Annotated in this window: 10 protein-coding genes; 2 read left to right on the forward strand and 8 right to left on the reverse strand. The window is 43.0% G+C overall.

Translation table 11 applies throughout. The features are described from left to right. Window positions 1-15: 15 nt before the first annotated feature. The 6 genes from AACX33_RS23490 to AACX33_RS23515 all read right to left on the reverse strand — a co-directional run bounded on the left by AACX33_RS23490 (window position 16) and on the right by AACX33_RS23515 (window position 6,781). On the reverse strand, window positions 16-597 hold the full coding sequence (locus tag AACX33_RS23490; RefSeq protein WP_193997897.1) for an HMA2 domain-containing protein: 582 nt from the start codon (window positions 595-597) through the stop codon (window positions 16-18). 334 nt (window positions 598-931) lie between these two features. Continuing rightward, entirely contained in the window at window positions 932-1,231 is a 300-nt protein-coding gene (locus tag AACX33_RS23495; RefSeq protein WP_193997896.1) for a DUF5132 domain-containing protein, read from the reverse strand. 62 nt (window positions 1,232-1,293) lie between these two features. Beyond that, a complete protein-coding gene (locus AACX33_RS23500; RefSeq protein ID WP_193997895.1) occupies window positions 1,294-3,588 on the reverse strand; it encodes a heavy metal translocating P-type ATPase in 2,295 nt (764 codons plus the stop codon). 329 nt (window positions 3,589-3,917) lie between these two features. After that, window positions 3,918-4,871, reverse strand: a complete 954-nt coding sequence (locus AACX33_RS23505) for an HMA2 domain-containing protein (RefSeq protein ID WP_193997894.1) — start codon at window positions 4,869-4,871, stop codon at window positions 3,918-3,920. Between the two features lie 96 nt (window positions 4,872-4,967). Continuing rightward, window positions 4,968-5,501 carry a peptide deformylase gene (gene def / locus AACX33_RS23510; protein ID WP_193997893.1) on the reverse strand — a complete coding sequence of 178 codons (534 nt, stop codon included), beginning with the start codon at window positions 5,499-5,501 and terminating at the stop codon, window positions 4,968-4,970. Window positions 5,502-5,512: 11 nt separating this feature from the next. Then, window positions 5,513-6,781 (reverse strand): HhoA/HhoB/HtrA family serine endopeptidase, encoded by a 1,269-nt coding sequence (locus AACX33_RS23515; protein ID WP_193997892.1) that lies wholly within the window; start codon window positions 6,779-6,781, stop codon window positions 5,513-5,515. Between the two features lie 170 nt (window positions 6,782-6,951). Here AACX33_RS23515 and dnaA point away from each other — a divergent pair, with 170 nt between their 5' ends. Then, on the forward strand, window positions 6,952-8,331 hold the full coding sequence (gene dnaA, locus AACX33_RS23520) for a chromosomal replication initiator protein DnaA (RefSeq protein WP_193997891.1): 1,380 nt from the start codon (window positions 6,952-6,954) through the stop codon (window positions 8,329-8,331). 369 nt (window positions 8,332-8,700) lie between these two features. Then, a complete protein-coding gene (gene dnaN / locus AACX33_RS23525) occupies window positions 8,701-9,864 on the forward strand; it encodes a DNA polymerase III subunit beta (RefSeq protein ID WP_193997890.1) in 1,164 nt (387 codons plus the stop codon). A 16-nt stretch (window positions 9,865-9,880) separates the two neighbouring features. Here the strand turns inward: dnaN and AACX33_RS23530 are convergent, their stop codons facing one another. Together AACX33_RS23530 and AACX33_RS23535 are read right to left on the reverse strand one after the other, a co-directional pair. Continuing rightward, window positions 9,881-10,009, reverse strand: coding sequence for a hypothetical protein (locus tag AACX33_RS23530; protein ID WP_265338624.1), 129 nt, complete (start codon window positions 10,007-10,009; stop codon window positions 9,881-9,883). Window positions 10,010-10,434: 425 nt separating this feature from the next. Then, window positions 10,435-13,191, reverse strand: coding sequence for a GAF domain-containing protein (locus tag AACX33_RS23535; protein ID WP_193997889.1), 2,757 nt, complete (start codon window positions 13,189-13,191; stop codon window positions 10,435-10,437). Between the last annotated feature and the right edge of the window lie 126 nt (window positions 13,192-13,317).

Here is a 13,317-nt window from a genome sequence, read left to right on the forward strand (position 1 = left end):
CTATCTTGCATCAAGTTAAGGCTCAGGATTTAGCTGTAATTGGCTACTACTATTGAGTTTAATAAAACTATCAAAGGCATACCAAGCCAAGACATACCAGGGAATAATTTCCAGTTGCAAACCCTGGACTATAACTTGTCTAACAGCCCAAAGACTCAATCCTAGAGGAAAAAGAAAGCGCAAATCAACTTCTCCACTTGTCGCCTGCTCCAATCGTTTATTTAAGTTGATAATTGTGCTTTTCATATCTTCTGCTGCTTCCGAATTACCTTCAGTAATATCAGCAAAAGTCACTCCTAAATCCAATAGAGTAGTCAATACATTTTCTAATGTGCCATCTTTACCATCATGATTGATGATGATACTACCGTGACTAATATTTGTTCGTACTTGACTGATATGAGATTGTGCTTTGAGTACATGAGCAATGCGTTGGATTTCTCTAGGGTGACGATGAGCTTGAGAAATCCTCAACCTTAGTCTTCCTGGAGTATCACTGATGATTTTAGTAGATATAGGTTTGGGTGTGGTTTTGAAGCTGGCTTTCTCAATGGTTTTAGCTAGCTTTGTAAGATTACCATGACTATTTGTTAACACACTATAGCCCTCCTGAATTATATTTCTGCTCGTAGTGAGGACTTACGCCAGATGATGAAATTATCCACCTCAAATGAGAGTTTTAGGGAGTTCCGGCGTTAGTCCTATTTATTTTGAGGACTGAAGTCCTCACTACAAACTTTTAATCGCGTTTAGGGAACACCAAAAAATAAATTACCCAAAAATTGTAGGGTGGATATAGGGAGGCATGGCTTTGCTAAAGCACAGGGTAACCCACTATAAACTTAAGTATAATGGTGGGTTACGGACTATCGTCCTAACCCACCCTACGTCCTAACCAACCTGACAACTCACTACAAACTTTTAATCGCTTTTATCCGCCATGTTGAACTGTGTTGTCAGCAGATGCTTCAAATGTTGGTGTTTCTCTATCTTCGGCAATTTCAGCTTTGGCTTCGGCGATGATGTCTTCCCAGGTTTCGCCTATTTCTGCAAATGCGCCACGGCTTTTTTCATAGGCGACAATTCCACCTTTGACTAGTGACTTGGCTATGGGTTTACCAATTCCCGCAACTACAGGAATGAGGACAGGTGCTAGTAATATTGCTCCTATGCCGGCGATAATTCCAGGAGCGCCAGCATCTTCAACGAAATCAGTAATTTTAGGTGCCATAATTAATTAACTCTATTAGATGTAAGTAAGCCTTTTAGCTTAATCTGCGTGGGATTGTCTTCTCATCTTGCTGATGGTAGAGTTTGATGAGACGCTGGTTTGAGGATAGGGCGCAAACCGTTGACTCCGGCAATGATGGTTGAACCGTTGTTAATTACAGTTGCGGCTAAGGGGTTCAAACCAAATAAAACTGCGATCGCCATTGCTGCTAAGTTAGGAATAGCCACGATGTTGGTGTTTTGCTGAATTAGTTGCTTTGTCTGACGCGCGATCGCGATCGCTTGTAGTAAACTATGTAAATCGTTCTGCATTAACACCACGTCTGCTGTCTCACGGGCAATTTCTGAACCATCACCAAAGGACACTGACACATCAGCGTAGGCTAAAGCTGGCGAATCATTAATTCCATCACCGACAAATGCAACTGTTTTTCCTTGTTCATGCAGCTGACTGACAATTGCGGCTTTTTCTTCAGGAAAGGCTTCGGCGTGAGTATGAGTTGGGGGAATACCTAAATCAGCAGCTACAGCTTGAGCTGTGCGCCTGTTATCTCCGGTCAGCAGATGAACTTCTACGCTTTCAACTGTCAACAAGCTGTTAATTACTTCCCGACTTTCTGGGCGCAGAACATCACTATATTTAATTATACCTTGGAGTTGACCGTTACTAGCGACATAAATCACCGAACTTGCTGATTTTTGTTCTCCATCTAGTGACTCCATATTAATGCCTTGCTGACGCAAAAAGCGATCGCTTCCTACATACACAATTTCGCCTTCAATCTCGGCTTCAACCCCTAAACCAAGTTCATAGTTCCACTGACTGCGGCTGGGAATTTCCACTGACTGGGCTTGGGCGTAACGAATTATCGCCTCGGCGACTGGGTGTGTCAAGCGCTGTTCAGCTGCGGCCGCTAGTGCGAGAACTCGCAAGCTGGAAAGGTGGGGATTTCGACTTTCCACTTCAATTACAGTGACTTCGCCTTTGGTCAGCGTCCCGGTTTTATCAAAGACAATGGTATCAACTGCTGCTAGTTGTTCTAAAGCTCTACCACTACGAATGAGAATACCTTGGCGGGCGGCGTAGGAGAGTGCCGCTAAAACTGATGTGGGAATAGATACGCGAATCCCTGTACATAAGTCTAGAGTGAGGACGCTGGCTACCCTGGCTGGGTTACGTGTTGCGGCAAATACTGCCCCACCTAGTAACAAAGTAGGCATCACAGCAAGTTCGGCAATTTTAATTGCCTGGTTTTCCATGCGGGTATCATGGACTGGGGCGGCTTGGATTAACTGAATACTCTGTCCAGCACGCGTGTTATTACCTACCCGCTCTGCTAAAATATAAACTCGTCCTTCCCGGACTAAGGTGGAAGCAAAAACAGTTTGTCCTTGATTTTTTAAGACTGGGATAGATTCGCCAGTGAGTTTCTGTTCATCGAATAAGGCTTTACCCCGAAGAATTTTGCCATCGATGGGGACTTGTTCACCAGGATAGACAATGACTATATCGCCTGGTTGTACATCTTGGATGGGAATTTGTTGCTTTTCCCCATCGCGTTCTACCCAAACAAATTGTCCTAGAGAGTTGAGTAAATCCAGGGTTTGCAGTTGCGAAGACCGAGCGGTGCGATCGCGAATATTTTCCCCAATTTCAATTAAACTCAACATCAGAGCTGGTGTGAGAAATCGTCCTTGGAATGTGGTGATGGCGATCGCAATCAAATCCAAAAAGTCAATATTCAGTTTTCGCTGTGTTATGATTCCAACCAGCGCTCTTTGCAATACGGGAAATGTGGCTAGAGCAATGCTTCCCATTACCATAATTGGCGGTATGGGTAATCCTAAAGTTCCTTGTAGAACAGCTAAACTGGTAGCCATCACAGACAACTGCATCCCAGGCCAAGAGTCAGTGTTTGCAAGTGCAGTTGATGACTTTTGAGCATCTGTGATCACTATTCCCGCTGGAATCGCTGCTAAAATTAAACAGCTTAAACGCGATCGCATTTTGCTATCTGTAACTGCACTGGATTTATAAGTTACAACCAGTGAAGCCGCCGCAGACTTGATTCTCACACTTGTGACGAGCGGATCTGATGTTAGTAAACTTTGCAGGCGATCGGCATAATCTGCATCATAGCGTAACCGAGGCACACGTAACCGCACTCTTCCCCGAATTGTATGAATCACATTGAAGGAAACTTGGGAAATTTCCCTCTGGGAGTCTCTATGATTTTCAACTGTCTCTACAGTCTTTTCCAGATGTGGCGTTAAAGGAATTTCTCCATTTTGTTCCTCTACAGTCTCCTGAAGAATTTCTACTGAAGGCGAAGCTATTTGAACGGTAACTTGTGTCATTCCTTCTCACTCAAGGTTGATCAACTTGTTGATTAACGGTGAAAATTAGATAGCTGATTGCAGATTTGCGGTGATTTGATATTGTGGCGTTGCTGAATCAAAGTATGAAATGCCAAAATTACCTTTCTTTTTCTTCGTTCCTTTGCGCCTTTGCGCCTACTCTACGAGAACGCCTAGCGGCGAATGCGTGAAACAAATTCATATTCTCAATCAGCAATGACGTGTTATAAACCTTACATCATAACTCTCTAAAACACTCATTTCTCAGTGTACTCTGTGCCTCTGTGGTAGCCTGCGGCAAGCCGCTAGCGCGTCTACCTTATTTCCATCTACAATGAAAACTTCGCCATATAACCCAGAGAAAAAGACATCCCAGAAGACTTCATCTCAGCCCATCGGCTGGATGTATTTTGCTGAATCACTTCAGTTGATTGACTAGACACGTTCACAGAATTTGCATCTGGGTGAGTTTCCCCAGCCAATTCCATTAAACTCACCCAATGAGTTACAGCCACTGTAGCAGGTTGATAGGCGATCGCAATTGATCCTGCATGATCATTAACCCGCACGTTCACCACTTGGGGATCTCCTTGCAATAACTCTTTCAGTCGCCGCCCATAGGCGCTATCTTGGACGAGTCGAGGTAAATGAAATCTGATTCGTCCAGGTATGGCATGAACCACAGTATAAGCAAGGGTGGGATGATCAGATAATGGCGTTTCCAGAGAAGATTCGGTAACTTTTTCGACATCTGACTTTGAAACTTTTGGTTCCAAATAGTCAATTACCCGACGAGTCGCATCAGCGGTAATCATATATACTGGAATCGAGGCTAAACCACTGATTCCCAATCCTCCCGTCACCGCCAACCCTGTGAGCAAGGGAATCAACGAAACAGATTGCTCTTGCCAAAAATCCGCAGATTTCCACGCAGCGAAGGCATCTACATTACTGACTGGGACTTGTTGAATGTCAAACTCTTGCAGTATACTCAGCATTTGTGGCATTGACAGCAGCGTGGGATCAAACGTCACGACCAAACTACCTGTTTGCTGATCAGGAGAAACTTGTCTCACTCCTTCATACGTCCGTAAATCTTCAGCTATAGTCTTTAACTTTGGGTGAAAACTAGCGTCAGTAGCGCGGATGCGGACGCGCCCGTTCGTTGCATGAACAATTTTTAACCCGCCCGAAACAACTTGCGTTTGTGGCTGTACAACTTCTTGGCTGATATTTTGATTTATCTGCGAATCACACCCACTACTACTGATATTCCTGCTCATTTAATCAATCAAATACACTCAAGACTAAGGTTAACAATAGGTTAAATATAACCATAGGCTTCAGTGTCCAGTCTCTTCCCTGAGAGATATCTTAATTTAAGTATGATTCATTACTTTTTTTTGGTATTCATCCTCGCTGATCATCTCCAAAGAGTTTTCCACACGATCTACAAACAGCACACCATCGAGATGATCATATTCATGTTGAAAAATCCGAGCCACAAAATCAGTTAATTTTTGCTTTTGTAACTTGCCATTGCGGTCAGTATATGCAACTTCCACTGCTTGATATCTTGGCACTAAACCTCTAATACCAGGCACACTTAAACAACCTTCCCAACCTTTGACAATTTCAGTAGAATGAGCGATGATTCGCGGATTAATCATGGCGGTAGGCTCCATAACCGGGGCGTGGGGATACCTCAGATTCGGGCGGGAAGCCACAATAAATAAACGATAGTTTGTGGCTACTTGAGGCGCAGCAATGCCCACACCGTTAGCTTTGGCAACTGTTACCATCAAGTCGTCAATGAGCTTTTGAATGTGTTGATCTTGAATATTCTCAACCCAAGTGGCTTTTTGGCGCAGTTTAGGATCGCCCAATTGGATGATAGGGATTAATTCAGCCATGTTCAGGAAACTTAGCCTTCTGTTCGCGGTGGTAAAGGTGCAGGACTCACAGCTACTGCGATAACTTGGCCATTGCGTTCCACTTGTATTTGTAAAGGGATACCAATTTGGCTCTTTTCTACCAGTTTTTGTACTTCTTCAATTTTAGTCACAGGTTGGTTATTAATGCTTTGAATCAGATCACCAAATCTGAGTCCAGCCACAGATGCGGGCGAGCGAGGTACAATATCAACCAATAAAACACCCTGATCTGCCCGAAGATTCAAGCGATTGCGTGTATCTTTATTGATTGTGGCTTTCACTTCTGGGGTCAGTGTCATCATTTGAATACCTAAGTAAGGATGATCGACTCTGCCTTTAGTGATTAATTCCTGAGAAATTCTTTGGACTGTATTAATGGGAATGGCAAATCCTAACCCTTGTGCGCCGCGAATAATGGCTGTATTCATCCCAATTACCTGACCACGGGAATTGAGTAATGGCCCCCCAGAGTTACCAGGGTTAATGGCTGCATCTGTTTGAATATAGTCAACGCGTTTGTCGCTTACCCCAATATCACTACTAGAACGTCCCGTCGCGCTGAGTATCCCAGAGGTAACGGTATTATTCAACCCTAAAGGATTACCAATGGCAATTACTGCTTCTCCTGGTTGCAAGGTATCAGAGTTACCGATGGGTAAAATTGGCAGATTATTAGCCTCAATTTCGATTAAAGCCACATCTGTGACCGGATCTTCCCCCAGCACTCTACCATCAAAAGTTCTGCCATCCTTGAGAGTCACAATTACAGAATCAGCACCGTCTACAACATGGGAATTAGTCAAAATTTGACCAGAGGAATTGATAATAAATCCAGAACCGCTACCCTGTTCTACTCGCTGTCTAGGCTGTGATGACTCGGAATTGCCAAACCGCCGCAGAAATGGATCGGTTGGTACACTTCGAGATTGTACGGTTCTAGACGCATCAATCCGAACTACTGCATCTCCCACTTTTTGTACAACTGCGACGACAAAGTTAGGATCTGTAGCAGATGAGGAGCTAATTTCTGGGATAGTCACAGCCGGACTTTGATTATTTGTATTTTGAGTCACCACCTGAGACTGAGGCTCATTTTTCTGACTCTCAAAGATTTTGGCTGGTAAAAACGAGCAGCTTCCCAGGGACACCACTGTTACCCCACTCAGCATCAACTTGATCATACTGCTTGATTTCCTCCTGTGGGGCAAACCCCAGATATTGATACCTGGGTCTTTCAAGTTATGCTCTGTTTTTTTCATGTTTCTTTGCTTCTCCGTGCTAGTCAGTGGGTGGTAGGATATTGCCTACCGGGTATATCCTGTGAATGATCACAACTCAAAAGCTGGTTTCAGGTCTAGAACTTATCAATACTAAATTAGTCCCTTCCGACATCTTCTATTGTGACGATTAGTCGCAAAGGTGGTAAATAATGGAAATTCCCATTGACAATCTGTGGAGTCAGGTGCTGAAACGCTTACAGCTAGAATTATCCCGTCCCACTTTTGAAACTTGGATAAAAACTGCTCACGCCGAGCGATTAGAAAATAATTGCTTGGTAATCATTACTCCTAATCCTTTTGCTCGTAATTGGTTACAAAAATATTACATCAACACCATTGCTAATGTAGTCCAAGATATTTTGGGTCATCCTCTGGAAATCTACATTACAGTTGCTCAGGGTGATGAGGTGACTAATTTGGGGGAACCGGAAGTTACTTGGGACTTACCTAGCCCCAAGCTGAATGATGCAAGTGTGACGCAAAAAAAGCAACCCATTACAGACTTAAACTCTAAATATGTATTTTCGCGATTTGTTGTCGGTGCTAACAATCGCATGGCTCACGCCGCTGCTTTGGCTGTTGCAGAATCGCCAGGGAAAGAGTTCAATCCCTTATTTTTATGCGGTGGTGTGGGTTTGGGAAAAACTCACCTGATGCAAGCTATTGCTCATTATCGCTCTCGAATTTGCCCAGATTCTAAAATCTTTTATGTATCTACAGAGCAATTTACTAATGACTTAATTACAGCTATCCGTAATGATCGGATGCAAAATTTTCGGGAGCATTATCGGGCGGCTGATGTTTTGTTAGTCGATGATATTCAGTTTATTGAGGGTAAGGAGTATACTCAAGAAGAATTTTTTCATACTTTTAATACGTTACATGAAGCTGGGAAGCAAGTGGTGATCGCTTCTGACCGTCCGCCTCACCATATTTCTCAGCTGCAAGAACGTCTGTGTTCGCGGTTTTCTATGGGTTTAATTGCTGATGTGCAAACTCCAGATTTAGAAACTAGGATGGCAATTCTCCAAAAAAAGGCTGAATACGAAAATATTCGCCTCCCCAAAGATGTAGTTGAGTATATTGCTGCTAACTATACGAATAATATTCGCGAGTTGGAAGGAGCTTTAATTCGAGCGCTGGCTTATATTTCTATTTGGGGTTTACCGATGACGGTGGAAAATATTACACCTGTTTTAGAAAGAGAAAGCCAGAAAGTAGCAGCTACCCCGGAGGTGATATTATCAGTTATTGGTGATACTTTTGCGATCTCAATTGAAGACCTGAAAAGTAACTCTCGGCGACGAGAAATTAGTTGGGCGCGTCAAATAGGAATGTATCTCATGCGCCAACACACGGCTTTGAGTTTACCGAGAATTGGTGAAGAGTTCGGTGGTAAAGACCATACAACGGTGATTTATAGTTGTGATAAGATTGCCCAACTCTTGCAAAGCGATCGCGGTTTAGCACAAACCCTTGGTCAATTGAGCGATCGCATCAACATGAATAGCAGACAACAGCGCAAATAAATTACTTTAGCCTAGAGGCGCTAGCTGCTCCCCCAAATCCTCTGGAGAGCAAAAAATTGTTTTCCACAACCATCACTGCCATAATTGTTGAGCGGTTCACAAAAAATATTAAGGAAAGTATAAAAACTGATTAAATTTAAATTTATCTGTGGAAAAATCATTGTTTGTTGGGGAAAACTTCGTGAAATATGATCAAACTGTGGAAAAACTAGTAAAGTTTTCCACAAGTTTTCCACAGATAGTAACTTAGTCAAGCATTTTTTCCAGTGACTTGTGGGGAGTTTTCCACAATTTCCACAATTGCTCTATTGATGATTTAATCACCAACAATTGACGACTCTATTTAATTGCATCTCTACCTACTTCCTTATGAAATTAGTTTGCACCCAAAGCGATCTCAGTACCAACCTTTCACTCGTCAGCCGAGCCGTACCCTCACGCCCCACTCATCCAGTACTGGCTAATGTGCTGCTACAAGCAGATGCGGAAACGAACCAAGTCAGCTTAACCGCCTTTGATCTGAGTTTGGGTATTCGTACCAGTTTTAATGCTGAGGTATTAGAAGCCGGTGCGATCGCACTCCCAGCTAAACTACTTGTAGACATCACCTCACGCCTCCAAGAAGGAGAAGTGACTCTAGACGATGAATCAGCCCTAGACTCGGACACAGCCACAGGGGAAGGTTTAATTGTCACCCTCACACCCAAGAGTGGACATTATCAAGTCCGAGCCATGAGCGCTGAAGAATTTCCCGAACTCCCAATAATTGAAAATACTGAACCCATTCAACTCACCACAGCCGCATTAATTGAAGGATTACGCGGTTCATTATTTGCTACCAGTGGCGATGAAACCAAGCAAGTCCTGACGGGAGTGCATTTAACAGTTAAACAAGACACCCTAGAATTTGCGGCTACCGATGGACACCGCCTCGCTGTAGTGGAAACGACTAACGAGCGTCCCTTGGGGGATAGTAATCAACTAGAAGTGACTGTTCCAGCCAGAGCCTTACGGGAACTACAAAGGATGTTGGCTCATAATGCTGCCGCCGATGAAGCGATCGCCTTATATTTAGATCAAGGTCAAGTCGTATTTGCGTGGCAAAATCAACGCTTAACCAGCCGCACCTTAGATGGTCAATATCCTGCCTATCGCCAACTAATCCCCCGCCAATTTGAGCGCCAATTGACAATTGAGCGCAAACAATTGATTAGCACTTTGGAGCGCATCGCCGTCTTAGCCGACCAGAAGAATAATATTGTCAAAGTCAGCATTAACAACGCCGCACAGGAAATTACCTTATCCTGTGAAGCTCAAGATGTGGGAAGCGGTAGAGAATCAATACCTGCACAAATATCTGGGGAAGATATCGAAATTGCTTTTAACATTAAATATTTAATGGAAGGTTTGAAAGAACTACCATCTTCAGAAATTCAAATCCACCTCAATCAAGCCCTAACTCCAGTAATTTTTACCCCCTTGGGAGGTTTGAAAATGACCTATTTAGCTATGCCAGTACAACTGAGAAGTTAGCCTGATTTTGACAAGCCTAAAATAGTGTAAGCATAAATATTGTGGGGTGGGCTTCTAGTCCCCCCAGAACAGGCAAGACTTGTACTGAGCTTGTCGTAAAGCCTACGGCATAGCTGCGCTTACCGCGTAGCGTGGCGTTAGCCATAGTATGCCTGTTCCACAAGAGAAACATAATGCAATACAGTTCAGTTAAGCAATTTTTTCCAACTCTTTCTGATTTCTCTGTGTCCTCTGCGCCTCTGCGGTTAGTAAAAAAAATGACTTTGACAAAAAGTGTGGTTCCTTAACTGAACCGTATTGAAACATATAGCACTATTTTAAGCTTGTCACGCCACTAGTACCGCAAGGCGGAAGTCAAAAGTCAAAAGTCAAAAGTCAAAAGACAAAAAGCTTATAAAATGGGCTTTTCATGGATTTTGAATGGTCTGTTTATTTACGCCAACTTGTACTAGTAATAATTTATTTTAATTCAAAGACACTGACCGATAGTTGCTTAATGGTACAATCCTTTGGATTTATTAGTGAGTCGAACCAAAATCTAAAATCTAAAATCTAAAATCTAAAATTGTTTCACTGAGTAATTCGATGACAAATGGGAATTTCAATCCAGAATTCTGTCCCTAAATTTGGTTGAGAATTACATTTAAAGATGCCGCGGTGCTTATCCACAACAATTTGATAACTAATAGATAACCCCAAACCAGTACCTTTTCCGACTGGTTTAGTTGTAAAAAATGGGTCAAATACTCTTTTTTGCACAGATTCGGGGATTCCTTCGCCATTGTCGGTAATACGAATCACCACACTTTTAACTTTGTGATCAAGTTCATTCACAGCAGTATGGATCATAATTTGACCAGGATGATGCTCTGATTTATGCTTTTTTCGATATTCTATAGCATCAATGGCATTGCTCAAAACATTCATAAATACTTGATTAATTTGTCCGGCATAGCATTCTACCAGTGGCAAATTACCGTATTCTTTGATTAACTGAATATTGGGGATTTCCGGTAATGCTTTCAAACGATGCTGTAAAATTAGTAGGGTGCTATCAATGCCTTCGTGAATATCCACAGCTTTCATTTCTGCCTCATCGAGTCGAGAGAAATTTCGTAAAGACATGACAATCTGACGGATACGATCAACGCCGATTTTCATCGAAGATAAAGTTTTGGGGAAATCCTCGGTGACAAATTCTAAGTCAATCTCTTGCGCCCGATTAATAATGTCCTGACTGGGGTGGGGACAGTGCTGCTGATAGAGCGCTAACATACTAGCTAAGTCTTCAGCATATTGACTGACATGGGCTAAATTGCCATAGATGAAATTGACTGGGTTGTTGATTTCGTGAGCTACACCCGCAACCAATTGACCCAAACTAGACATTTTCTCAGTCTGGATGAGTTGGGTTTGAGTTTGTTGTAAATTCCGCATAGCTTGCACTAGCTGTTCTGACTGCTCTTGGCTCTGTTTCAGCAATTCAGCTTGTTGGAGTGCTACCCCCAGCTGCAACGCAATTTGAGCCAGGAACTGAATTTCTGAGGCTGACCAGTGGCGGGGTGCAGAGTTTTGGTATGCTGCCAGCAAGCCCCAAAGTTTTTGCCCAATAAAAATTGGCGCGATCGCATAAGCTTTCGCCTGGAATTGCTCCAACAATGCAAGATGACATTCAGAGTAGCCAGCTTGATAAATATCATCCACCGCCAAGGTTTCATTGTGGCGATATCGCCCGCCTTCCGTTTCTTGCAAATAGGAATCTTCCCAAATTGTATTCATATCCACAGTTACCAGCTTCATCCATTCCTCACCGACAAACTCAGCGATAAACTCGCCACTCCAATCAGGTTCAAAGCGGTAGACAGCCACGCGATCTGCTTGCAGAGAGTGACAAATTTCCTGAGTCGTAGTCTGAAAAATAGCTTTTAGATCCAGAGATTCCCGGATTTTGGCCACAACTTCAAACAATACCCGTTGTTGTTCAGATGTCCGTTGCAGTTCCAGAGTCCGCTTTTGGACTTCATTTTCTAAGTTGGCATTGAAGGCTTGTACCTGTTGGTATAATTCACGTTGCTGAATCGACGATGCGAAAATATGACCAATGTCTGTAGCTAGTTCAATTTCTGTGAGCTTCCATGTCTGAGCTTGTGCCTTTTTACATTCCCGCCAAACTTCAAAGGACAGCCGGGGATATACTTGTCTTTTATCGAGGTCAAATTGACCAGCCCACAGGGTTTCTGTGTCTATTTCCTGGCGAAAAATACTGAGATAGCCGACTAACTGCTGACGATATTCCAGGGGAATCATCAAGATGCTGCGAATTTTAGTTGGTTGAAACGCAGGTTGCAAGCTTCGTAAGTAGGGCATTTTATAGATGTCGGTAATTGCCCAAACATCGTATTTACCAGACTTGTAATGTTCGTGCCAAACACTGTACTGCTCCATGAGTGGATATATACTTTGTGCTGGGATGAGGGGTTGTTCTCCACAGGTATAAACTTTGACGCAATCATTTCCAGGCATTAAGCATTCTGTTAAACTGGCAAGTTGGTCATTTTGGAGATTAAAAGCTTGATTTTTCATACAAAGCCTACCACCACAGCCATCAAAGGCCGCAACAGCTGCTTCTAATGCTGGTTGGAAGATAATTGTGGGCAGTGAATGCAGTAGAGTAGAAATTCGGTTAATAATCGTTTCCCGTTCGGCTTTTTCACGAGCCTGAGTCAAAAGGTTACTTTGAGCGATCGCGATCGATAGCTGATCTACTACCATCTGGATCAGTGTGAATTCACCTTCGGAAATTGCCCGTGACTCAGAATGATGAGAAGCCAATAGCCCCCACATTTCATCTTGATAAAAAATAGGCGCGACTAAAGAAGACTTCACCCCCATTGCCGTTAAGTATTCCAGATGGCAGGGATCTACAAGGCGATAACGGATATCCTCAGCTAAATTTTCGCCATTTTCCCCCACGTGCAGGGGACTTTGACCAATCACTTGTTTTTCCACATTGACAACAGAGCGCACCCTTAATTTCATCAATAATTCACGGGCGTAGGGGGGAATGTCATCAGCTGGAAAATTTAGCCCCTTTAATGAGGGTAATCGCTGCTCATGAATCGACTCAGCAATAACTTGACCACTACCATCGGCCTGAAATTTATAAATCATTACTCGGTCAGTTCCTAGTAATGAACAGACTTCCGCCGTTGTCGTTGTGATAATTTCTTCTAGTTCTAAGGTTTGGCGGATACAATTGGTAATGCGTCTTAGTACACTTTCTTGATCAATGCTTGCCCGCAAATTTGGTTGAGATACGTCTGACATTGCTGTTAATTAAATAAATTTCCGAAAAATTAATAATGAGACTACCCATAAATATAAAAACATTTTGTATTTTATCTAATTACTTTGTCCACAGTTTGACACTCCCCGGCGTGAACGCACGGGGAT

It is taken from the genome of Nodularia sp. LEGE 04288 (genome assembly GCF_963896525.1).
Lineage (GTDB): Bacteria > Cyanobacteriota > Cyanobacteriia > Cyanobacteriales > Nostocaceae > Nodularia.

Bases quoted from the DNA above. Each gene is read 5' to 3' on its own strand.
- AACX33_RS23495 (WP_193997896.1), bottom strand. From the start codon at position 1,231: ATGGCACCTAAAATTACTGATTTCGTTGAAGATGCTGGCGCTCCTGGA.
- AACX33_RS23500 (WP_193997895.1), bottom strand. From the start codon at position 3,588: ATGACACAAGTTACCGTTCAAATAGCTTCGCCTTCAGTAGAAATTCTT.
- AACX33_RS23505 (WP_193997894.1), bottom strand. From the start codon at position 4,871: ATGAGCAGGAATATCAGTAGTAGTGGGTGTGATTCGCAGATAAATCAA.
- def (WP_193997893.1), bottom strand. From the start codon at position 5,501: ATGGCTGAATTAATCCCTATCATCCAATTGGGCGATCCTAAACTGCGC.
- AACX33_RS23515 (WP_193997892.1), bottom strand. From the start codon at position 6,781: ATGAAAAAAACAGAGCATAACTTGAAAGACCCAGGTATCAATATCTGG.
- dnaA (WP_193997891.1), top strand. From the start codon at position 6,952: ATGGAAATTCCCATTGACAATCTGTGGAGTCAGGTGCTGAAACGCTTA.
- dnaN (WP_193997890.1), top strand. From the start codon at position 8,701: ATGAAATTAGTTTGCACCCAAAGCGATCTCAGTACCAACCTTTCACTC.
- AACX33_RS23530 (WP_265338624.1), bottom strand. From the start codon at position 10,009: ATGGCTAACGCCACGCTACGCGGTAAGCGCAGCTATGCCGTAGGCTTT.
- AACX33_RS23535 (WP_193997889.1), bottom strand. From the start codon at position 13,191: ATGTCAGACGTATCTCAACCAAATTTGCGGGCAAGCATTGATCAAGAA.